Raw genomic sequence first — 20,986 nt, 5'->3', positions numbered from 1 at the left:
TTAATGACTTATTTATTGGATGCGAGTGAAAATAATGGAAAATGTTCAATCACAAAGCGTACAAATTGGTTATGATAAGAGGTCTCTTGTACAAAGACCCTTAATTAATCGAAATGGTGCTATGAAAAAAGACGAACCCAATCCAATAGCAGATGAACTCGCTGCATTAATGATGAAAGTAGCTAACAATCGATGCAAAACCTCTTTTGCTAAGCTTTTTTCACATTTTTCCCCAAAAATTAATTCTTTTGGGGTTCAACGTTTAAGCACACAAGGCTTAGCCATGGACTTAGTACAAGAAACCATGACTAGAGTGTGGACCAAAGCTCATCTTTACAACGTTGATAAAGCAGCGGTAAGTACTTGGGTGTTTACCATTATGCGCAATCAATGTTTTGATATGCTTCGTAAAGTACAACATAACCGTGAAGATTCATTCGGTGATGATATTTGGCCTTTATTTGAATCCGATGACGCTGAACATAATGATGAAGATTTTTTGTTATCGGCAACATTATTACAGCACGTGGAAGAATTACCTCCTCTGCAGCGTCAAGTAGTCCAAGGCATCTATATGCAAGAGCTTACTCAGCAAGAGTTAGCAGACAAACTTAATATTCCAATCGGCACCGTTAAATCTCGGCTTCGACTAGGATTGGAAAAATTAAAAAGTTTTATGGAGAAACACTATGATTAATTACCACCCAGACCCACATTTACTGTCTCTCCATGCTAAAGGCGAACTTCCACTGTCTATGTCGATGGCAATCTCTGCTCACGCCGAATTTTGCCAACATTGCCAACAGCAACTCGATCAAATGACGATTACCTTGTCTGACCAGCAATTTAATACAACTGCGGCACCTCAATCGGTTGATAGCACTGATAATAATCAGCTAGATGCATTGCTTGCCCAGTTTTTGAATTCAACCTTAGATACCTTAGAAGCTGCGCAACCTAATACCGACAATAGCATTGAAAATAACAGTGTCAGCATTAAAGGTCATCATTACCCACTGCCAAGAGTTTTTCGTAAAAAAATTAACGCTTCTTGGCAAGGTATTGGCAAAGTCAGTCGTTTACGACTCGATACCGGTGAGCCGCAAGCAAGAGCAAGCTTGTTACACATCGCTGCTAATGGTGAGATCCCTGAGCATACTCATAAAGGTGCAGAACTGACCTTACTACTCGCAGGAGAGTTCAGCGACTGTTACAACACTTATAAACCTGGTGATTTTATGTTGCTCGACAAAGAACATCAACATTCTCCTAAAACACTTGAAGGCTGTTTGTGTTATACCATTGTTGATGCCCCTTTATATTTTACTAAAGGCATAAGTAAGTTATTAAATCCAATTGGCGATTTACTTTATTAATCATTGGTTTATTAATTTAAAATCGTAATATCAAATGGGATAAACGGATAAATTCAGTCTATCTTCAGGTTATTAACAGTGAACTTAGCCTTTGTTTTGCTAGCAAGGTATATTGAATCATCAATTGCTGAAGTTCTGGGCCAATGCTACGCAGTTAGAGTCGTAGGTGCTGTTTAATAAACGTTTATTATCCCGTTTTGAAGTTCCTTAGCTTAATTTGTTTCAGTAAACAAAGTTAAGCTAGGGTGGTTTAAACATGATTAGTGCATAGCTGGGCTTACGTTGTTAACACCGTAAGGTAGAGCATAAGTAGTGAGCATGCTCATCATCTATTTTTACAAAATGCCCGCATCACAGGCTATTTTAAGTATAAACAACCGCTCAGCTGGCCCATTGCTTATTTTTTAATCGAAATGAGCTTTAATTTGATTAAAATTTGAAAAAGACTATTGCCATATGCAAACACTCGGTATATTATCCATGCAGATTTAGTTTTCTTGTTAATTTTGGTTACCTACCTGTAAGTCTGCTCAACTTCACTTCGTAAATAAACCCAAGACAAGCTTATGTTCATCGTTTTTGATTTTCAATTGATCTATGTTGATACGATAATTTCTATCCACGTAATCTTGCTGTCATAAAACTATGTTCAACTTACAAAATTAAGTGCCATTTGTATCAAGTGCCTTAAGGTTATGTCACAACATCAATGTTGCTGACACAAAGTAGACCTTAATCAACTATTGACATAACAACACTTGATTAGTGAGTAAAAGATAGGGTAAGTTAAATCTCGAAACATTAATCTTTCGCAACACTAAAAAATGCCAAGGATATTTTATTGAACAATTGTCTCACCTAATGGTGAATATATAAAAAGGAGTGTGACCAATGTCATACAACATGAATGGACACGAAATCTCAGTTAGCTTCCCGGTTAATTCTATTTCGTCAAACAAAAACTCAATTGCTTTTACCGACAGCTTAGGTAAAAACAAAAAGACCTTTTCAAAGCGCATTGAAGCAATGAACTTCATGAAATGGTTAATCTCTGCAAATAAGTAATCCCCCTAACGCTAAGCGTTAATCATTTGCTCTGGTATTTAATAAACTCATTTCTCGGTATTCTCCTCTCAATTACCGATGTTTATTAAAACAGAGCAAAATGAATTACTCCTTTACGACTACTCCAGTTCAAACCTCAGTCGAATAAGAACAAAAAACCTAACGAAACTCACACAAAACCCATTTTATCAATGAGTTAATTTTCTTAATCGTCGTAAATCTGACGAAAATGTGAGCGTGACTACGTTTTCGTTGTCATGAAGCGTTAATCGAATTTGAAAACTTTCGTAGATACCTTGGCAACATCGTTTTATTTCCTAATATCCCACCTTGATGTACATATAAAATATCAGTATTAGTCAACGTATTAGTCTTCAAATAATGTTGTAATACTAAAAATCCGACAGGGTCATACAACAACTCAAATTCAATTCCAGACTGACATACGGTTTGCCACATATCAAAACAACGCCGCGATAATTTTCCAAAATGATATTTATGCCCATCACTAACAATGTGAGGATAATAAACTTCATCAATTAATTGTGAAAATTGCTGGCGTAAGTAATCATCACCGCCAACCGTGCTGCAGGTTAATACCTCAATAGTAAGTACTGGTGTTAATTGCAGTTGAGCGAGCTGTTGTATTAGTTGCTTATTTAAATAAGCTGCCGTGGTGCCGGTACCAGAAGGTAAAAAAACCATGAACTTAATTTGTTGTCTAATCTGAGCCCACTCAATAATTTCACTAGCAAGCTGCGCAATACCCGTTTCTGCGTATTCACAGCGCCCACCTTCAGGAATACACAGTAGATGTTGTTTATCGGCGTAAGTCGGGGTTGATAACAGAATGTATTGCACAACATCATCTAAATGCATGCCGGCTATGTTATCGGCATATGGCAACTCAGCAACATTAATAATATTAGCCCCATTTTGAATCGCGGCAGCGTAATTGCCTTGGGGGTGTTGTAGTAAAAAATTGCTGATATGGCTAACGTAATAGTCAAATTGCCAGCCCTGCTGCTTAGCCAGCACAGATAATGAATACAAAGAGTTAGCTTGTGCAGAACCGGCCCCGACTAGGCGGGTCACATATGAATAATCATGATGCAAAAAATGATAAAACTTACGTGCTTTATTGCCACTGAAATCAGTATGCAGTAAATCATCCCGCTTAATGTAGAGGGTGTGGCCGTCAAAGTTCATCGACTCTACTGGGCTTATCGAAAACATGTCTTATCTCAATCAACTGTAATATGGGTATTTTAACTAAAAAATGATAATTCTCATCGATTCATTTGTATTAATTGTCAGGCCTAACAGACACTCAATGTCGAAAATAACATTTAAACAATTAGAATCATAAGCTTATAATAATGGCATGATTATCGCTAGTTATCGCTATATAGTAATTAATATTGACTCTTGATAGGAATGAAAATGTCACTTTTACGCTTAATCTTTAATATTGCTTGGTTTTTAATGGGTGGTTTTGTGATGGGCCTTGCTTGGTGGCTTGTGGGGGTACTGTGCTTTATCAGTATCATTGGCATCCCTTTTGGCAGAGCCTGTTTTGTTATTGGCGAATTAGCTTTTTGGCCATTTGGACAAGAAACTGTTAACCGCAAACACATTTCTGGCCAAGAAGATATTGGTACTGGCACACTAGGCTTAGTGGGTAATGTGCTATGGTTTTTATGTTTTGGGATTTGGCTCGCTATTGGTCATTTAGTGCATGCATTAGCCTGTTTTATCACCATTATTGGGATCCCTTTTGCGATACAACACATTAAGTTGGCCTTGTTAAGTTTAACCCCTATCGGGCAAACTATTATCGCTAAACCCACTTATTAATGACATGTGAACAGCCGCTATTCTTAATTACCGATAGCCTAATGCTATCGGTTTTTATTTGCCTAATAGCATCGACAACCTTTAATTGCCATTGACGCATTTTGGGCACACAAAAATTATTCAATCCCTTTAAGGACAGCTCAGACTAAATCGGCGCGATGACTTATAATCGTCTGAGCACTCAATGCTAATATCCCGATTAGTTAATCATCCGCCCTATTCCACCGAGTACTGAACCTTCACCTTGATCTTTACCGCCATTTGAAGGCGCATGAGCAATAATTCTGTCAGCCATACGAGAAAACGGTAAGCTTTGTAACCACACAGTCCCATGACCTTTTAAAGTGGCAAGAAACAAGCCTTCACCGCCAAACACCATCGACTTTAAAGAGCCCGCACGCTGAATGTCATAATCAATCCTGGGAGTAAATCCAACTAAACAACCCGTATCGACCCGCAAGGTCTCACCATACAATTCTTTTTTTATCAGTGTCCCACCCGCATGCACAAACGCCATGCCATCACCTTTAAGGCTTTGTAGGATAAATCCTTCACCACCAAAAAAACCGGTTCCTAAGCGCTTATTAAATTTCATGCTCACTTGCGTGCCTAAGGCTGCCGCTAAAAAACTGTCCTTTTGACAGATAAGCTCGCCTTGATGTTGAGCTAAGTCTATCGCCAAAATGGTGCCCGGAAACGGCGCCGCAAAAGCCACTTTACGTTTCTGCTGGCCTTCATTGGTAAAGTGGGTCATAAAAATACCTTCACCGGAAATGACCCGTTTCCCCGCACCAAGTAATTTACCAAAAAACCCAGATTCTGGCTCAGAGCCATCACCCATCTTGGCTTCAAAACCAATATCTTCTTCGACATAGGTCATGGCACCCGCTTCAGCAATCACAGACTCATTTGGGTCTAATTCAACTTCAACCAGCTGCATGCTAGAACCAATAATTTCATAATCTACTTCATGACTTTTCATGCTTATTTTCATTCCCTAAAAATTTATTTAATGTTTGCAATCGCCCAACATCGATAAGGCATTGCTCGATACGTATTATTTAAGGTAACAAAATGATCAGCGATTTAACATAACAATATATCAACATACTGGATCCACTTTGTATTATCTCTATGTTAGTTAATAGAATTATGCCAATGTTTACCCTAATCCGGCTCCACTTAACCCTGATTGTTGTCGCTGTTGATATCGAGCAAATTCTTGCAGAATAAGCTCGGTAAATAGTTGCCCTGCTCGCCCCAGCGGACGTTCAAGTGTGGACACTAATTGCGGTGTAAAACTAAAGCGGTTACCACCAATAAAATCAATCTCGATCAGTTGCCCTTGATGTAATTCTTCAGCAATTAAAAAATCCGGCATCCAACCAAAACCCAGACCTTTTAGTAAGGCATTTTTTTTCATGATAAAACCTGACAAATAAAAGACTTTATCGCCGCCAAACTGCATTTCATCGCGGTCACGTTTACCAGGAGATGAATCTTCAATGGTTAACTCAACATGTTGTTGTAACTCGGGCAAACTAATGCCTTTTAACTGACTTAATGGATGTTGTGATGACGCCACTAGCACGCTGGTAATCGCAGGTAACGGTTTAGGATGATACGAGGGGCCAGTACGATAATCCTTGACCAACATTAAGTCTGCTTGGTCGCGCTCAAAACGATACTGTACGCCGCCTAAAAACTCCATATTAAGCTGCACTTTAGTGGGTATATTGTGTTCTGACATGCGCTTAAGCGCGGTCATGATCGGTTCCATCGGTAAAGCACCGTCTATCACTAACTCAAGCTTAGGCTCCCACCCCTGACTAAAACGACTGGCCAGATGTTCAATATTGGCTAAATGCTGCAGTAATCGTTGCCCTTCAGCCAGAATAACCTTGCCTTCGGGGGTTAATTCGGCGCGATAATTATCGCGGTTAAATAATGTGACCCCAAGATGTTGCTCTAATTTTTTAACTTGATAGCTCACCGCCGATTGCGCTTTATGTAATCGCTCAGAAGCTTTCGAAAAACTACCTTCTTCAACAAGCACTTGCAGTACATTAAAGGCATCAATATCTATTCGCATAAGATTTCCACTGTCTCGTTATTCGTACACTAATGTAAAGTTAACATAACAATCTAATAAATAGATTGAGTTAAGCTTTTTATTATTCTTTTTTTTGTTGATCTTTACCACTAAATTGTTAGTTAGATCACAAATTGATTTACCCAATGCGATTAGGCCATAACAACAATCAATACCAATCGTATTACAAACATCACGACACTTACAGTAGATCCACCATAGGACAACCACATGCCATTCTATGTTAAGCAAGGTCAGATCCCGACCAAACGCCATATTGCCTTCGAAAAAGACAACGGTGAGCTGTATCGTGAAGAATTATTTTCGACTCATGGCTTTTCGAATATTTATTCGAATAAATACCATCACAATATGCCAACCAAAGCGATAGACGTTCAACCTTACTCGTTAACTCATGGTGAACAATGGCAAGACCCACTGATCCAAAATTACAAAATAGACTCGCGCCAAGCCGACTGCCAAGGCAACTTTTTCAGCGCCCGTAATAAAATCTTTTTCAATAATGACGTGGCGATGTATACCGCTAAAGTCACTGAAGACACCAATGCGTTTTATCGCAATGCCTATGCTGACGAAGTGGTGTTTATTCACGAGGGTGAAGGACAACTACTCAGTGAATATGGGGTGATTAACACCCAAAAATGGGATTACCTAATTATTCCTCGCGGGACAACTTACCAGCTGAAATTTAACAATTATCAAAATGTGCGTTTATTTGTTATCGAATCATCGTCCATGGTGGAAGTGCCAAAGCATTTTAGAAACGAATATGGCCAAATGTTGGAGTCTGCTCCTTATTGTGAACGAGACATTCGTACGCCAACCTTGACTGATGCAGTGGTTGAAAAAGGTGAGTTTCCGTTAATGTGTAAATTCGGTGAGCGCTACCAAGAAATGACACTGCAATGGCATCCATTTGACTTAGTCGGCTGGGATGGGTGTGTGTATCCATGGGCATTCAACATTAGCGAATATGCCCCTAAAGTAGGTAAAATTCATTTGCCTCCGTCAGAACATTTAGTCTTCAGCGCACATAACTTTGTTATTTGTAATTTTGTGCCACGTCCTTATGACTTTCACCCTAAATCGATTCCTGCACCTTATTACCATAACAACATCGACAGCGATGAAGTCTTGTATTACGTCGACGGCGATTTTATGAGCCGCACCGGTATTGAAGCGGGTTACATGACCTTACACCAAAAAGGGGTGCCACATGGGCCTCAACCTGGTCGCACAGAAGCCTCTATCGGCAAAAAAGACACCTACGAATATGCGGTGATGGTCGATACCTTCGCCCCACTAAATTTAACCTCTCATGTTAAAAATTGCATGAGTGATGATTACAACCGCTCTTGGTTAGAAAACTAAGATCACATTTATCTCTACCCCAAGTCACCTAAGAGTGATGACGTGTTGACATAAAATAGAGGAAGACAAAATGGCAAGCGAACTAAACCCACTGGGCCTGTTAGGCATTGAATTCACCGAATTTGCCAGTCCAGATACTGAATATATGCACCAAGTATTTATTGATTTTGGTTTTTCAATGCTAAAAAAAGCCAAAGATAATGACATTGTTTACTATAAACAAAACGACATTAACTTTTTATTGAATAAAGGCCGTGCAGGCTTTTCTGCTCAATTTGCAAAATCTCATGGTCCGGCAATTTGTTCCATGGGTTGGCGCGTTGAAGATGCTAACTTTGCCTTTACAGAAGCGGTAGCTCGTGGTGCAAAACCCGCAGATGATGCCAATAAAGACATGCCATACTCGGCCATTTACGGTATTGGTGACAGCTTAATTTACTTTATCGACACCTTTGGTGAACAAAACAATATTTATCAAACTGACTTTGTCGATTTAGAGCAACCTGTCATCACGCCTGAGAAAGGCTTTATGGAGGTCGACCATTTGACCAACAATGTCTACAAAGGCACCATGGAAAAGTGGGCTAACTTTTATAAAGATATTTTTGGTTTTACCGAGGTACGTTATTTTGATATTAGTGGTGCGCAAACATCGCTTGTGTCTTATGCGCTTCGTTCTCCAGATGGCAGCTTCTGCATTCCAATTAACGAAGGTAAAGGCAATAACAAAAATCAAATTGATGAATATTTGGGTGAATACAATGGCCCTGGCGTTCAACATCTGGCGTTCAGAAGTCGTGATATTGTCGCCTCATTAGATGCAATGGAAGATACCTCAATCCAAACACTGGATATTATTCCTGAATATTACGACACCATTTTTGAGAAGTTGCCACAGGTGACAGAAGATCACGATCGTATCAAGCACCATCAGATTTTGGTTGATGGTGATGAAGATGGGTATTTATTACAAATTTTCACCAAAAACTTATTTGGGCCAATCTTCATTGAAATCATTCAGCGTAAAAATAACCTCGGCTTTGGTGAAGGTAATTTTAAAGCGTTATTTGAATCCATTGAACGCGATCAAATCAAGCGCGGCGTGCTGTAATTTTATAGACACGAAGTGAAACATAAAAACCAGCAAAATGCTGGTTTTTATCATTTTAGGCCTTTACACTCTGCCATCTACATTCTAATCAAAGACCTTTCTAATGCCAGATTACGCCGTACTCGTTGTGTTTATTCCAACGTTCTTTTTTGTGTCTATCACTCCGGGTATGTGCATGACGTTAGCCATGACACTCGGCATGAGTATTGGTGTACGCAGAACCTTATGGATGATGTTAGGTGAATTAGTGGGCGTGGCGTTGGTCGCCATTGCAGCAGTACTTGGGGTTGCTAGCATCATGCTAAATTACCCACAGGTGTTCGATATTCTTAAATGGGTGGGTGGCGCTTACCTTGGCTACATTGGCATTAATATGTGGCGCGCTAAAGGCAAAATGGCCATCATCACTGGCCTTGAAGTGAAAGCCAGTCGCATCAGTTTAATCAGCCAAGGATTTATTACCGCGATTGCCAACCCCAAAGGTTGGGCGTTTATGATTTCGTTATTACCGCCATTTATCAATGTCGATAATGCCGTAGGACCACAACTGGCGGTATTACTCGGTATTATTATGATAACCGAAAGCGTCTCTATGCTAGCTTATGCTAGTGGCGGTAAAAGCTTACGACTATTTCTAAGCCGGGGAGATAACATTCGCTTAATGAACCGTATCGCGGGAAGCTTAATGGTACTTGTTGGGATCTGGTTAGCACTAGGCTAACCCATACTGAACGACTCCATTTATCATTTATCATTAGTCTTATACGGCAGTTGTTCGCACATTTGTTGCATATAAATATCAATGTGTGATTGCTCTTGCTCACAAAAATGGCCAATTGCCTCATTAAAGCCTTCATGGGCAATAAAATGGCTTGAGGTGGTTTTGACCGGGAAAAATCCTCGAGCCACCTTATGTTCACCTTGGGCACCTGCATCAAATACCGCTAATTTGTTGGCGATGGCGTACTCTATTCCTTGGTAGTAACAGGCTTCAAAATGCACCCCATCACATTCTGTTAATGCTCCCCAATAGCGGCCAAATAAATGCGTACCCGAAACAAAGTACAGTGCCGATGCGACTAATTGTCCTTCAATATTTTCAATCATTAATAACCGTATTGACGCTCCCATCGTTGCCGCTATCTGTTCAAAGAAAGCTAGCGATAAATAACCTGTGTGACCAGAACGCTTTAAGTAAGTATTTTGATAACAGCGAACAAAACCCTGCCACTGTTCACTAGTGGCCTTGTCGCCATCAACAAAGCGAAACGCTAGCTGTTGTCTTGCTAAGGTTCGCTCTTTGAGGATGTTTTTACGTTTACGAGAGGTTAATGTGCCAAGAAAGTCCGTAAAATCAACGTAACCTTGGTTGTGCCAATGAAACTGGCAACCAACCCGTTCCATTACCCCGGCTTGTGTCAACTGTTGCTGTTGAACGGGCGTGGTGAATAAACAATGCCAAGATGACCAATTGTGTTTAATTACCGCTTGCGACAAGTAAGTTTGAATATGGCCAATAAGCTGTTGCTGCTCGAGGGTTGAAAGCTCGGAATTGAAGCCTATACGCTGACCCGTTGTGGGTGTAAATGGAATGCTGCTCACCAGTTTTGGATAATAGTCTATATTATGGCGCTCATACGCTTCAGCCCAAGCCCAATCAAACACATACTCGCCCCAAGAATGAGTTTTAAGATAGAGCGGCATCAATGCCACAACATTATCCGCATCCATCACTATAAGGTGCATAGGTGTCCAGCCCGTTTCGGCGCTAACACATCGGCTCATTTCGAGTGCAGATAAATATTCATAACGTGTAAAAGGATGTTCCACGCCAAAAAAGTCATGCCATACTTTACTGTCTATATCACTAATATTGTTAATAAACTTATATTTATAAACTCGTGCTTGTGTTTTTTTCACCCACACTGTCCCTATTATTAATAATGCTCTAGGCCTAAAAACTCATACCAATTATTGCTCTCATGTGGCATGTTCTATCACAGTATCTTCTCAATACACACCAAGGATTGATCGTGACTCGACGCCCTAAATTAACGCCGCTTTTTTTGAGCATCGCATTAACAGTGACACTTTGTTATCCTGCGCTTCATATTGCTGACAGCCAAGCAAACGAAACGTCAATTTTTAGTGAAATGGCAACGGCTCAGCCAATCTATGCTAAGCATGGCATGGTTTCAAGCCAAGAAGCATTAGCAAGTCAAATTGGCGTTGATATTTTGAAACAAGGAGGTAATGCCGTTGATGCTGCTGTGGCAGTGGCATACGCGCTTGCAGTGACATTACCTCGTGCGGGTAATATTGGTGGTGGCGGTTTTATGCTGGTGCATATAGCGGAGCAAAATAAAACCATTGCCATCGATTACCGTGAAACCGCACCGGCAAAAGCCTATAAAGATATCTTCCTTGATGAGCAAGGCAATGCCGTCGATAAACTCAGTCGTGAACATGGTTTAGCCGTTGGTGTTCCTGGCACTGTGATGGGGATGGAACTTGCGTTAACGCAATATGGCACCATGAGCATGAAACAGGTTATTGCCCCTGCCATAAAGTTAGCCATTGACGGTATTTCGGTAACCTCTGATTTATCAAACTCTCTTAGTGGCCTTAAGTCACGGATCACCCAATGGCCAAGTTCAGCAGAAATTTTCTACCATGCTGACGGCAGTAATTACCAAGTCAATGAGATCTTTAAACAACCAGAATTAGCCCATTCATTATCGTTAATCGCAGAAAAAGGCAGTAAAGGATTTTATCAAGGCGAAACCGCGGAAAAAATTGTTACTGCGGTTACCAATGCCGGCGGCATGATGAGTCTTACGGATCTTGCTAACTATAAAGTCGTTGAACGTGAGCCTGTACGAGGTCATTACCGTGGTTATGAAGTGGTCTCTATGCCACCACCTTCTTCAGGCGGCATTCATATTATCGAAATGCTCAAAGTACTCGAGCAATTCCCCATTGATAAATTAGGCCACAATAGCGCAGATACTTTGCATCTTATGGCCGAAACCATGAAATATGCCTATGCTGATCGTAGTGAGTATTTAGGCGACCCAGATTTTGTCTCAGTCCCCATGAAACAATTGATAAGCCCTGAATACGCTAAAAATATAGCCAGTAAAATATCCATTAATAAAACCACACCCAGCAGCGAAATTAAACCCGGAAAACTGGCTCCATATGAGAGCGATCAAACCACTCACTTTTCGATTATCGATAAATGGGGCAATGCGGTTGCTAATACTTATACCCTTAACTTTAGTTATGGCTCAGGCCTAGTCGCTAAAGGTACGGGTATGTTATTAAACAATGAAATGGATGACTTTTCGGCTAAACCTGGTACACCTAATGGTTATGGGTTAATTGGTGGTGAAGCTAATGCAGTAGAAGGCAATAAACGTCCTCTTAGTTCAATGAGCCCAACGATTGTGATGAAAGATGGTAAGCCATATATTGTCACCGGCAGCCCAGGTGGTTCGCGCATTATTAATATTACCCTACAAATGATCATGAACGTCATCGATCATAAATTGAATATTGCGGAAGCGACAGCCGCTGCGCGTATGCATCATCAATGGCTACCCGACTTTATTTGGGTAGAACATACATTAAATCGCGATACCATTTCATTACTTGAAGCAAAAGGTCACAAAGTCAAAGTAGGAAATGCGATGGGCAGTACCCAATCAATAATGATGACAGAACAAGGTCTTTTTGGGGCGTCAGATCCAAGACGTTCAGGTTCTGCCGCCATCGGTTACTAAAATGCTCAGTATTTACCTATAAAAATGATAGCGGTTTTTATTAATCTAAAGCCGCTATCATTAATGACAAATAACCAGAACAAATAACCAGAACAAATAAGTTATAGCTCAACTCGGTCTTTGTTGGATTAATTTGACTCAAGATAAATAGCTTAATAATAATTTTATGACTCTAACAATCCTATTAATTCTGACCATATATACACTCGCCATGATCAACCATCACTAAAACACAAATATATCGAATAATGACAACGAGTTCGACAATAAAGAAATCTCCAAAGATCTGCGGGTATGAGTCACAAGCATTTCAATGCAGTAAGCATTAGTTTTTATTCGCAGGGTTAAGTGCCGTGGATGGCTCAAGATTAATGGCGTTAGTGATGACGTCGGCTGCAGTTGAATCAGTGGCTGTTGCGACTGCCTCTTTTGGCATGACACTTGATGGGCTTAGCATATACCTAGCTAACCATGCGGTGAGTGGAATAGTCAGTACAATACCGACGCTGCCCGCGAGCGCATGGATAATTGCCAATGCGATAACCGGGGTATTGATAAACTGAGTCAGAGGCATGTCTAAACCCCAAACCATCATAATCGTGGTGAGAGAACTGCCTGCAAAAGCCAAGATTAACGTATTCGTCATGGTGCCCATGATATCTCTACCAATATTCATACTGGCCCGCATCAACTGAGTTGGTGAGAGTTTTGGGTCGGTAATCCTAAGCTCGTTGTAAGCAGAGGCAATGGAGATGGCGACGTCCATAACCGCACCTAATGCCGATATCATAATGGCGACGAACATTAACCAGCGCACCTGCAGTACTTGATTGGATATATAGATAACATCCTCGCCTTTATCTAGGTATATACCTGACAGGTGGGCAAATTCCCCGAAGACTTGCGCCATGATGCCTGCTGCAATAACCCCCAACAAGGTGCCACCCATAGCGCAAAAACTCTTGCGGTTATATCCTGAAACTAAGATAAAATTAACCACGATTTTGATACCCATCAAAATAATGGTGATAGGCACCGGATTAAATCCTGCGAAGATGCTGGGTATAAGCACCCCTATAATAAGCGCCGCGGTGAAGTAAAGTGACACGATTGAGTGAAGTCCCTCTTTTTTACCAAAGGAGAGTAGTAGCAGTACAAAGGAAAATCCCATCCAATAGATGGCCGTTGAGCGCTTGTGGTTGTAAGCCCAGTAGACTTTCTCTCGTCCGGTAATACGGACCATCATGATAAAGACATCACCTTGCTCAACCAGCACGTTGTGTTGGCGGCTAAGAGGATTTTGAATTTCGACTATCTTACCGGTTTCTGGGCCTTCTAATATTTCCGCATTAAAGACTTGTTTACCCGTTAATATCGAAGGCACCCTGAGATCGGGTGCCAGTTCGTTGCTCACAACATCGGTCACTCTGGCTTCAACAAAACTCTGTTGCAATGATGATTTTGCTTTAAAGTTTTCACTCAAGCTGGGGGAAAAATAAAATATCATAGTTGAGATGAAGGTGATTAGGATGGCAAAGCGGTAGTCTTTTAACATAGGCAGTCTTTCATTAAAAAGCCTCAATAAAGTGAGTATGGTTAATATCAATTCAATTACATTCAAATTTAGCAATAGGCTTTGTTAACAAGGGCGTTCTTTAAAGCTTATTGCTAAACGTTAATATATTTCTGCAACTTCTGAAACGAATGTTATTTGGAGCTAGAGCGGATAAAGACCCGTTGCCGGGCCTTTATAAATGGCATTTTTAGATTATGGAGCTTCTACACAACCTTCATATACTTTATCTTGATCTGCATTATCCTTGTTAGGATTAGCAAAGTAGCTAGAAGCATCGTTGAAGTTTACTGAGTGAAGAATCCCTGGATATTTAGGGTTTTCTGGATCAATCTTGACACAGATCTCCTTGTTCACAAGCTGAGTCCAAAGTGCTTGACCAGCGCCTTTATCAGTACGAGCGAGTGTAATGGCACCATTGGCTTGGTACTGCTTAAACTCCCAGTTGTTGTTAATGTAATCACCAGCATTAACCGCCTTATTGGTTAGCACGAATCCAGTTAGCATGTCACGAATGGCGTAAGTAGTTTCGTTGACAGAGTCGTAGAATTTATCTTCTCCAGTGTCAGACACCCAACCATATTTCTTCACTTGAGAACCGTAACGGTAACTGTTAAGTGCTAATTTATAAGTTGCATTAGGATCAAATGGCTCACCATTGATTTCAGAAATATCAATGCGGCTACCTTCATTGGTGACCTTATAATTCTCGTCCATGGTGAGTACATCGCCAGTGAGATCGACCACGAAGTTAATCTTGCCATCGAACTGATCATAGTTATATGACTTCGCGCCCTTACGGAATGAGACCGTAATGTCACCATCCTTGTATGGGTTGAAATAGCTGTATGACCATTCCATATAGCGTTTTAGATTTTCACCAGTAATATTGACACCTATTAAAGTGTTATCGTACTTGTACAAACGGGTAGAATCTTTCTTAGCGTAATCTTGATCGTCAATAAGGTTTGAACCATCAGAGAATAGCGATGCTGCCGAAATATCAGCGCCTGATTCTTGTAACTGAATCGCGTTGATGAAATCCATTAGCGGGGTATCTTGTACTTTGGCTGTATGGATAGTGGTATAGAGTCTGCCTACCTCGTTATTGATATCCTCATGAACCGCTTCATCAGCGCCGCCACCAGGGGTAAACACACCGACGACTTTACCAATCACTTCCTGCGCGTCAGTTTTAGCCATATCATCGACATATTGATACTGAGCACTTATATCGGTATCTTGCTCAATATTATATGTAGAAATATTCGCGAGTGTGGTATCCACCATCTCCCACTTGCCAGCAGCGTTCTTTTTAAGTTTGATATCAGCTTTGGCTAACGCAGAGCCCCATTTACCGGGTTCGATAATCTTAACGCTGTTTGTGCGATTAGATTCATCATAAACACCCGCAAGGGTTTTATCTTCCGCTGAGTGTTTTCCTTCTGCCGAAATATCTTGAGTAACAATATCGGCCCCAACCTCACTTTTAGTGATGCTTTCAATATAGGTTGCGTGCTCGTGGCCTGCGATAATAACATCGAATTGATCTGCCATTGCAGCAGCAATTTTGTAAACGCCAGTGCCGCCACCAGAAGTTCTGCCTAGATGGAAAGCACCAACAATAACATCAGGGTGATGCTTTGCTATTAATGTATCAACAGCCGCTTGGGTTGATACTAATTCTTCATCAAACTTTAGACCTTTGAAGTGATCCGGAGCTGAAGCTTCCCAGTTGGGTATATTTGAAGGTGTTAGACCTACAATAGCCACTTTAGCGCCGTCGACTTCAAATACTTGAAAAGAGCGGATGTAATTAGTGCTGCTCTCTTCCCACTTGATGTTGCTTGATACCACGGCACCGTTGAAGTGAGCAAGGTTACGATCAATAAACTCTCTTTCAAAGTTGAATTCGTGGTTGCCAGGAACCCATAAATCATAATCTAAGGCGTTAAGTGTTGAAACAACCGGATGGGTTGGATGATCATTGAATAGCTGTGCAGAGTTACCTTGAACGGTATCACCGATATCAATCAAGATCATGTTGTTGGTTTTGGCTTTTTCTTCTTTAAGTAGAGTGGCTATACGAGTTAGGCCTGCATCTTTGTCTTCACCATCGATAGCATAGTCATAACCAAAGAGACGCCCGTGTAAATCGGATGTCGCAGCGATGGTAATCGTCACTTCATTAACATCTTGAATTGCACTTTTTACGATGATATCGGGTGTATTTGATAACGTCTTACCTTCAGCAACCGTAGACGAAATAGCACTATCTATCGGTTTATCAACGTAAACAATCTCGTCATCACCATTACAAGCGGTTAGTCCAAGTGCAGCAGAAATCACTACCGCTAATACTTTCTTATTTAACATATACATTACTCTTAAATTTGTCATTTAACCCCAGAAGACAATCCCTTCTGCCCTTTGTCAGCCTATTGTAATTATCCGTCTGACGTATTGTTCGCCATAGCTGACTAGTGTTCGAGTATAAGAACGTCACGATTATATAACGTGATATAGTGCAAACACTCTAATTAATGGGCGTGGCTGGATCACAATTCTGCAATCCATTTTGGAATATCGGATAAAAACAAAGCAGTAAATATTTTGAATTAGGCATTGACTTAGTCAAACGCCAAATTGAAGAAAAATTGACCATGATTCATGAAAAATCAAGCACTAAAGCACATCCTACCTGCGACAATGCGAATAAATAAGCCTTCGTTGAAGCTGAAGATAACTTACGTGACGCGGTTGAAATCGAACACAAGAACACTATCGAGTCCTTAAACCAACCTATTTGCGTTGTTGTGGCAAGCATGTAATGGTTTTTAACCTTGGTACACGATGACCCAAGAGCTCAAGTTATCTCTAATGCTCAAATAACACGAGCGCAGTTCAAGGCCGGAGGACGTTATGTTGAAGGCGATACAAGCTAATAGGTACAAAAAGAGCAAGGTGACCTGTCTTACAAGAACGTGACTTAGCAACAATATCATTTGTCGTGGCATCAAATAGCACTGTGCGTTTTTTTTAGGAGGATTTTCTGGTACCCGTTCTGACCACATAGTGCTTGAACTACCAAATACCAAACTTAATGCATGATCACATTATATGACTAAGCAATCACAATCAGATGCGATTGGCGGATATGATGCTATGGTTGACCCATCAGCTAATTATAACTGGGATTTTAACACTATCGACAATGCAACTATTACATTAGGCATTCGTTTTGAAACCCAAGACAGCGATGTTGCTGACAAGTTTGTTAGTAATAATCAACAAGGCTAAATGGCGAAGTGACCGAAAACCGCTGACGTTTTAGCCAGCTTTGCAATCTATAGGATTGATTTAACCACTGCCTCGGTAGCAAAACGGTCTGTTTAAACCTATAAAAAAGCGCGTTATGCGCCTTTTTATTTTTGTGGCCTCACAACCTAGCCCCAACAACTCTCGTTCAAACAACTCTCGTTCAAACCACTATTGTTCAAACAATTTGGCCATTTTTTTAATATGCACTAATGACACTTGATGTTGGTTTCGTTGCGCACAAAGTTGTTGATGTTGTTCGTCAACTGGTTCTCCCACCAATACCACTTTAACTTGATAGCCTAACGCTTTTGCTGCTGCCTCGTAAGCCATAAACTCCCACTTCGCGATATTGGTATTATCACAAATAACCATAGGCTCATTACGCGCTAGCGCCTGAATAAATGCCGTTAAATTAGCCTGATGATATTGCGCTAATTTTTGCGGAATAAAGCGATATTTCCCTTGCTGATAAAAATAGCTATCTGTTGAGAACAGGCCATACTGATGGATATGAATCGCCTGTTCAACGCCTTGAGAAACAATAAATTGTTCAACCCAATATGACTTACCACTGCCTGGTAGGCCCCGCATAATAATCACTAACTTGGTTTGGATGGCATCTCCAGCAATCGAATCAACCAACACGTCACTCACTGCCAATCACTTTACCCGCTAAAATATCTTCAACTAGCTGGGGTAAAATCTCACCCGCTTTACCGGTAAAGTGATATTGAAACTGGCTATGACGATCTGCTGGATCTAGATTAACTTCCGCGGTTTGAGCACCATGATGGTTGGCACTGTCGACAAAGCCTGCCGCCGGATAAACCGTACCAGAGGTGCCAATAGCAATAAATAAATCACAGTGGTCTAACGCATCGTGAATTCTATCCATACCAAAAGGCATTTCCCCAAACCATACAATATGTGGCCGTAAACGTTTAGCAGGAATACAACAAGTGCAACAGTTGTCCACACCAAAAGGCTCACGTAATACAAATGTTTGTAATGATTGTGGACAACGGCCTTTTGCTAATTCACCGTGCATATGCAGTAATCGTTTGGACCCAGCTCGCTCATGTAAATCATCAACATTTTGGGTGATCACCAACAGCTCACCCGTAAATTCTGCTTCAAGTTTTACTAATGCCAAATGTGCAGCATTAGGCGCAACCTCGCCACTGTTTAATTGCTGCCTACGGGTATTATAAAACCGCTCGACTAACTCTATATCTCTGGCATAGCCTTCTGGGGTGGCAACATCTTCAATATGATGCTGTTCCCACAAGCCATGTTGATCTCTAAATGTGCTCATACCCGACTCAGCTGAAATACCTGCGCCGGTCAGCACGACAATTTGCCGGTACATTGTTTGTCCTTTATTGTGATGGTGTAACATAGAATGTCATTAACGTTTAATAACCATATCAAAAATACGCTCTCACGTTACAAAATGTTGTCATTCGACGGTCTAAAAATTCACATAAAATTCATTTTGTTGATGCCATAATAATAGCGGATAGCAAAATAGACACAATAATCCCTTAGTATAAGTAAGCTTATTGAGAGATCCTTAACAAATAAAATCAACTTAAGTGGGTGTTTTACTAAATAATCTCGATATAGGTTGATAAAGCACCTTAAGAGGTTTATGTTTTTAAACTCAAGACATATAATGATTAGATTATCCACCGATGAACCGATTGGTTCTGCAATCAAGAGATTAGCAATGACAGATGGAAATCAAGCGCTCAAAAAAGCCGGATTAAAAATAACTCTGCCGCGAGTTAAAATTCTAGAACTGATGCAAGAACCAGAAAATCAGCACATCAGTGCAGAAGACTTATATAAAAAGTTACTCGAAATAGGTGAGGAAATTGGCCTTGCTACTGTATACAGAGTATTAAACCAGTTCGATGATGCAGGCATTCTAAATCGTCATCATTTTGAAAGTGGTAAAGCGGTGTTTGAAATGTCAACTCAACAACACCATGACCATTTGGTATGTTTAACATGTGATAAAGTTATTGAGTTTTCTGACGACGTAATTGAACGTCGTCAAGACGAAATCGCCATGCGTCATAATATCAAGCTGACTCACCATAGCTTGTATCTATATGGTCATTGCACCAATGATACATGTGATCACGCTGACGAATAGTCAATATATAGGCAGCAAAGAAACCAGCAAATTTGCTGGTTTTTTATTGGTTAACATTTATCATAAGCTTCCAAAATTAAGTTAAAGCAACAATGCTAGCCATAAACTAAAACTAAGCACTGATAACAAGGTCGATAATACCACCGTGCTACCTAAGGTTGATTCATGCTGCTTAAGTTCTGTAGCTATCAGATAAGCGTTCACGCCAAGCGGAGAGGCACTCAATAACACCAACATCGCGGTGTTCTGAACCGCTAGCTGAAACACAAAATGCGTCATTATATACACTAACGCTGGCAACAAAATAATTTTCAAACTGCTTGCGATTAACGCCAAGCGCCAATGTTCACCTATGCGATAGAAACTTAAATTAGCGCCTAAAACAAATAATGCACATGCTAATGCAGGTTTGGCTAATAATGCCAAGCCATCATTAAGCTGCTCCCCCAAGTTAAGATTTAAGGCATTCGCTAGAATGCCTAGCCCAATACTCATCACCACCGGATTCAGTGCCATGGAACGAGCGAATCGTCGCCATGAAAATCCTTGGCATTGTGCTCGTGCAGCTAAGATAAAAGTCAGCGCGAACAAGGTGGCGCTATGAAAAGTAATGATCATAAATACCTGCCCTATCATAGCTTCACCTAATGCTGCGGTAATAATCGGCAAGCCGACCAACACAGTATTGGAATAACTGGCACCTAATGCAAATACCGCACTGGCGTCACGTCCTTGCAGTGCTACAGGGCTAAAGTGGCGATTAATGCGATAGCCTATGGCAAACACCAACAGTACGGGTAAATAAAAAGCCAACAACGCAAATGGATCAATACTTTGTGCTAACGGTGCTGCCAGCATATTGATGAATAAAAACGCCGGAATACTGACATAAAAAGTGAATTTGCTAATCCCCGCAATGTGTTCTCTATTAAAAAAACCCGCACGCGTTAACACATAACCTAGAGCCACCATAAAAATCAATGGAAAAATAATACTAACAATGGTCATAAATAACCTCAGCCCGGGATAATAAACGGTTATCAAACAGTTCTTTGTGCAGCTAACTTCCTTGTATTGAGTTGCAATAGACTCGCTATTGACGCAGCCATTAACAGGTAAATTCATCTTGTTAGCAAACAAATGGCAAGTTTGAGTTGGAATATGTGGAGGTATTCTGCCTTTTAGCCATTCATCCCATCTCTTAACCAGAATTAAGATTAAGCATGCTTATAAATTCAGCTAACAACCAGATA

General features: G+C 40.7%; 19 protein-coding genes. 10 read left to right on the top strand and 9 right to left on the bottom strand.

Annotated elements, in window-relative coordinates; translation table 11 throughout:
* Positions 1-34 precede the first annotated feature (34 nt).
* From AAEZ00_RS12910 to AAEZ00_RS12900, 3 genes are all read left to right on the top strand, one after another.
* Positions 35-697 (top strand): sigma-70 family RNA polymerase sigma factor, encoded by a 663-nt coding sequence (locus tag AAEZ00_RS12910; RefSeq protein ID WP_351088721.1) that lies wholly within the window; start codon positions 35-37, stop codon positions 695-697.
* Positions 690-1,376 carry a ChrR family anti-sigma-E factor gene (locus tag AAEZ00_RS12905; protein WP_351088720.1) on the top strand — a complete coding sequence of 229 codons (687 nt, stop codon included), beginning with the start codon at positions 690-692 and terminating at the stop codon, positions 1,374-1,376. Before AAEZ00_RS12910 ends, AAEZ00_RS12905 begins: the two co-directional genes overlap by 8 nt.
* Before the next feature lie 891 nt (positions 1,377-2,267).
* Positions 2,268-2,441 (top strand): hypothetical protein, encoded by a 174-nt coding sequence (locus AAEZ00_RS12900; protein ID WP_164839471.1) that lies wholly within the window; start codon positions 2,268-2,270, stop codon positions 2,439-2,441.
* A 255-nt stretch (positions 2,442-2,696) separates the two neighbouring features.
* Here AAEZ00_RS12900 and AAEZ00_RS12895 read toward each other — a convergent pair whose 3' ends face one another.
* On the bottom strand, positions 2,697-3,677 hold the full coding sequence (locus AAEZ00_RS12895; RefSeq protein ID WP_351088719.1) for a 1-aminocyclopropane-1-carboxylate deaminase/D-cysteine desulfhydrase: 981 nt from the start codon (positions 3,675-3,677) through the stop codon (positions 2,697-2,699).
* 207 nt (positions 3,678-3,884) lie between these two features.
* On the opposite strand from AAEZ00_RS12895, the gene AAEZ00_RS12890 reads away from it, so the two are divergent.
* Entirely contained in the window at positions 3,885-4,298 is a 414-nt protein-coding gene (locus AAEZ00_RS12890) for a YccF domain-containing protein (protein WP_101030855.1), read from the top strand.
* A gap of 199 nt (positions 4,299-4,497) precedes the next feature.
* Here AAEZ00_RS12890 and AAEZ00_RS12885 read toward each other — a convergent pair whose 3' ends face one another.
* Both AAEZ00_RS12885 and AAEZ00_RS12880 read right to left on the bottom strand, forming a co-directional pair.
* Positions 4,498-5,286, bottom strand: a complete 789-nt coding sequence (locus tag AAEZ00_RS12885) for a TIGR00266 family protein (protein WP_502959329.1) — start codon at positions 5,284-5,286, stop codon at positions 4,498-4,500.
* A 174-nt stretch (positions 5,287-5,460) separates the two neighbouring features.
* On the bottom strand, positions 5,461-6,390 hold the full coding sequence (locus AAEZ00_RS12880; protein ID WP_351088717.1) for a LysR family transcriptional regulator: 930 nt from the start codon (positions 6,388-6,390) through the stop codon (positions 5,461-5,463).
* Between the two features lie 231 nt (positions 6,391-6,621).
* On the opposite strand from AAEZ00_RS12880, the gene AAEZ00_RS12875 reads away from it, so the two are divergent.
* From AAEZ00_RS12875 to AAEZ00_RS12865, 3 genes are all read left to right on the top strand, one after another.
* The gene (locus AAEZ00_RS12875) at positions 6,622-7,782 is read left to right on the top strand and encodes a homogentisate 1,2-dioxygenase (protein ID WP_351088716.1); all 1,161 of its coding nucleotides are present in this window, start codon (positions 6,622-6,624) and stop codon (positions 7,780-7,782) included.
* A gap of 70 nt (positions 7,783-7,852) precedes the next feature.
* Positions 7,853-8,893 (top strand): 4-hydroxyphenylpyruvate dioxygenase, encoded by a 1,041-nt coding sequence (gene hppD / locus AAEZ00_RS12870; protein WP_351088715.1) that lies wholly within the window; start codon positions 7,853-7,855, stop codon positions 8,891-8,893.
* Positions 8,894-8,996: 103 nt separating this feature from the next.
* On the top strand, positions 8,997-9,614 hold the full coding sequence (locus AAEZ00_RS12865; RefSeq protein WP_351088714.1) for a LysE family translocator: 618 nt from the start codon (positions 8,997-8,999) through the stop codon (positions 9,612-9,614).
* A 23-nt stretch (positions 9,615-9,637) separates the two neighbouring features.
* Here the strand turns inward: AAEZ00_RS12865 and AAEZ00_RS12860 are convergent, their stop codons facing one another.
* Positions 9,638-10,813 (bottom strand): GNAT family N-acetyltransferase, encoded by a 1,176-nt coding sequence (locus AAEZ00_RS12860; RefSeq protein WP_351088713.1) that lies wholly within the window; start codon positions 10,811-10,813, stop codon positions 9,638-9,640.
* A gap of 146 nt (positions 10,814-10,959) precedes the next feature.
* On the opposite strand from AAEZ00_RS12860, the gene ggt reads away from it, so the two are divergent.
* Entirely contained in the window at positions 10,960-12,678 is a 1,719-nt protein-coding gene (gene ggt, locus AAEZ00_RS12855; protein WP_502959328.1) for a gamma-glutamyltransferase, read from the top strand.
* A 325-nt stretch (positions 12,679-13,003) separates the two neighbouring features.
* Here ggt and AAEZ00_RS12850 read toward each other — a convergent pair whose 3' ends face one another.
* Together AAEZ00_RS12850 and AAEZ00_RS12845 are read right to left on the bottom strand one after the other, a co-directional pair.
* Positions 13,004-14,233, bottom strand: a complete 1,230-nt coding sequence (locus AAEZ00_RS12850) for a YibE/F family protein (protein WP_351088712.1) — start codon at positions 14,231-14,233, stop codon at positions 13,004-13,006.
* Between the two features lie 213 nt (positions 14,234-14,446).
* Positions 14,447-16,627, bottom strand: a complete 2,181-nt coding sequence (locus tag AAEZ00_RS12845) for a bifunctional metallophosphatase/5'-nucleotidase (RefSeq protein WP_351088711.1) — start codon at positions 16,625-16,627, stop codon at positions 14,447-14,449.
* 744 nt (positions 16,628-17,371) lie between these two features.
* Between AAEZ00_RS12845 and AAEZ00_RS12840 the strand changes: the two genes are divergently transcribed.
* Entirely contained in the window at positions 17,372-17,551 is a 180-nt protein-coding gene (locus AAEZ00_RS12840) for a hypothetical protein (protein WP_351088710.1), read from the top strand.
* A 189-nt stretch (positions 17,552-17,740) separates the two neighbouring features.
* Here the strand turns inward: AAEZ00_RS12840 and AAEZ00_RS12835 are convergent, their stop codons facing one another.
* Together AAEZ00_RS12835 and cobB are read right to left on the bottom strand one after the other, a co-directional pair.
* Positions 17,741-18,187, bottom strand: coding sequence for an AAA family ATPase (locus AAEZ00_RS12835; protein ID WP_351088731.1), 447 nt, complete (start codon positions 18,185-18,187; stop codon positions 17,741-17,743).
* Positions 18,188-18,218: 31 nt separating this feature from the next.
* On the bottom strand, positions 18,219-18,941 hold the full coding sequence (cobB, locus tag AAEZ00_RS12830; protein ID WP_124013865.1) for a Sir2 family NAD+-dependent deacetylase: 723 nt from the start codon (positions 18,939-18,941) through the stop codon (positions 18,219-18,221).
* A 360-nt stretch (positions 18,942-19,301) separates the two neighbouring features.
* Between cobB and fur the strand changes: the two genes are divergently transcribed.
* The gene (gene fur, locus AAEZ00_RS12825; protein ID WP_101034645.1) at positions 19,302-19,733 is read left to right on the top strand and encodes a ferric iron uptake transcriptional regulator; all 432 of its coding nucleotides are present in this window, start codon (positions 19,302-19,304) and stop codon (positions 19,731-19,733) included.
* Between the two features lie 81 nt (positions 19,734-19,814).
* On the opposite strand, the gene AAEZ00_RS12820 is transcribed toward fur, so the two are convergent.
* Positions 19,815-20,741 carry an AEC family transporter gene (locus tag AAEZ00_RS12820; RefSeq protein ID WP_351088709.1) on the bottom strand — a complete coding sequence of 309 codons (927 nt, stop codon included), beginning with the start codon at positions 20,739-20,741 and terminating at the stop codon, positions 19,815-19,817.
* Positions 20,742-20,986 lie beyond the last annotated feature (245 nt).

This window comes from Shewanella sp. S1-49-MNA-CIBAN-0167 (genome assembly GCF_040310145.1).
Lineage (GTDB): Bacteria > Pseudomonadota > Gammaproteobacteria > Enterobacterales > Shewanellaceae > Shewanella > Shewanella psychromarinicola.
The sequence above is the reverse complement of the archived record's forward strand: the minus strand, read 5'-3'. Positions and strand labels throughout refer to the sequence as shown.

What these genes read in the sequence shown, in the direction of transcription:
- AAEZ00_RS12910 (WP_351088721.1), top strand. Translation starts at nt 35, where the DNA reads ATGGAAAATGTTCAATCACAAAGCGTACAAATTGGTTATGATAAGAGG.
- AAEZ00_RS12905 (WP_351088720.1), top strand. Translation starts at nt 690, where the DNA reads ATGATTAATTACCACCCAGACCCACATTTACTGTCTCTCCATGCTAAA.
- AAEZ00_RS12900 (WP_164839471.1), top strand. Translation starts at nt 2,268, where the DNA reads ATGTCATACAACATGAATGGACACGAAATCTCAGTTAGCTTCCCGGTT.
- AAEZ00_RS12895 (WP_351088719.1), bottom strand. Translation starts at nt 3,677, where the DNA reads ATGTTTTCGATAAGCCCAGTAGAGTCGATGAACTTTGACGGCCACACC.
- AAEZ00_RS12890 (WP_101030855.1), top strand. Translation starts at nt 3,885, where the DNA reads ATGTCACTTTTACGCTTAATCTTTAATATTGCTTGGTTTTTAATGGGT.
- AAEZ00_RS12880 (WP_351088717.1), bottom strand. Translation starts at nt 6,390, where the DNA reads ATGCGAATAGATATTGATGCCTTTAATGTACTGCAAGTGCTTGTTGAA.
- AAEZ00_RS12875 (WP_351088716.1), top strand. Translation starts at nt 6,622, where the DNA reads ATGCCATTCTATGTTAAGCAAGGTCAGATCCCGACCAAACGCCATATT.
- hppD (WP_351088715.1), top strand. Translation starts at nt 7,853, where the DNA reads ATGGCAAGCGAACTAAACCCACTGGGCCTGTTAGGCATTGAATTCACC.
- AAEZ00_RS12865 (WP_351088714.1), top strand. Translation starts at nt 8,997, where the DNA reads ATGCCAGATTACGCCGTACTCGTTGTGTTTATTCCAACGTTCTTTTTT.
- AAEZ00_RS12850 (WP_351088712.1), bottom strand. Translation starts at nt 14,233, where the DNA reads ATGTTAAAAGACTACCGCTTTGCCATCCTAATCACCTTCATCTCAACT.
- AAEZ00_RS12845 (WP_351088711.1), bottom strand. Translation starts at nt 16,627, where the DNA reads ATGTTAAATAAGAAAGTATTAGCGGTAGTGATTTCTGCTGCACTTGGA.
- AAEZ00_RS12840 (WP_351088710.1), top strand. Translation starts at nt 17,372, where the DNA reads ATGACTAAGCAATCACAATCAGATGCGATTGGCGGATATGATGCTATG.
- cobB (WP_124013865.1), bottom strand. Translation starts at nt 18,941, where the DNA reads ATGTACCGGCAAATTGTCGTGCTGACCGGCGCAGGTATTTCAGCTGAG.
- fur (WP_101034645.1), top strand. Translation starts at nt 19,302, where the DNA reads ATGACAGATGGAAATCAAGCGCTCAAAAAAGCCGGATTAAAAATAACT.
- AAEZ00_RS12820 (WP_351088709.1), bottom strand. Translation starts at nt 20,741, where the DNA reads ATGACCATTGTTAGTATTATTTTTCCATTGATTTTTATGGTGGCTCTA.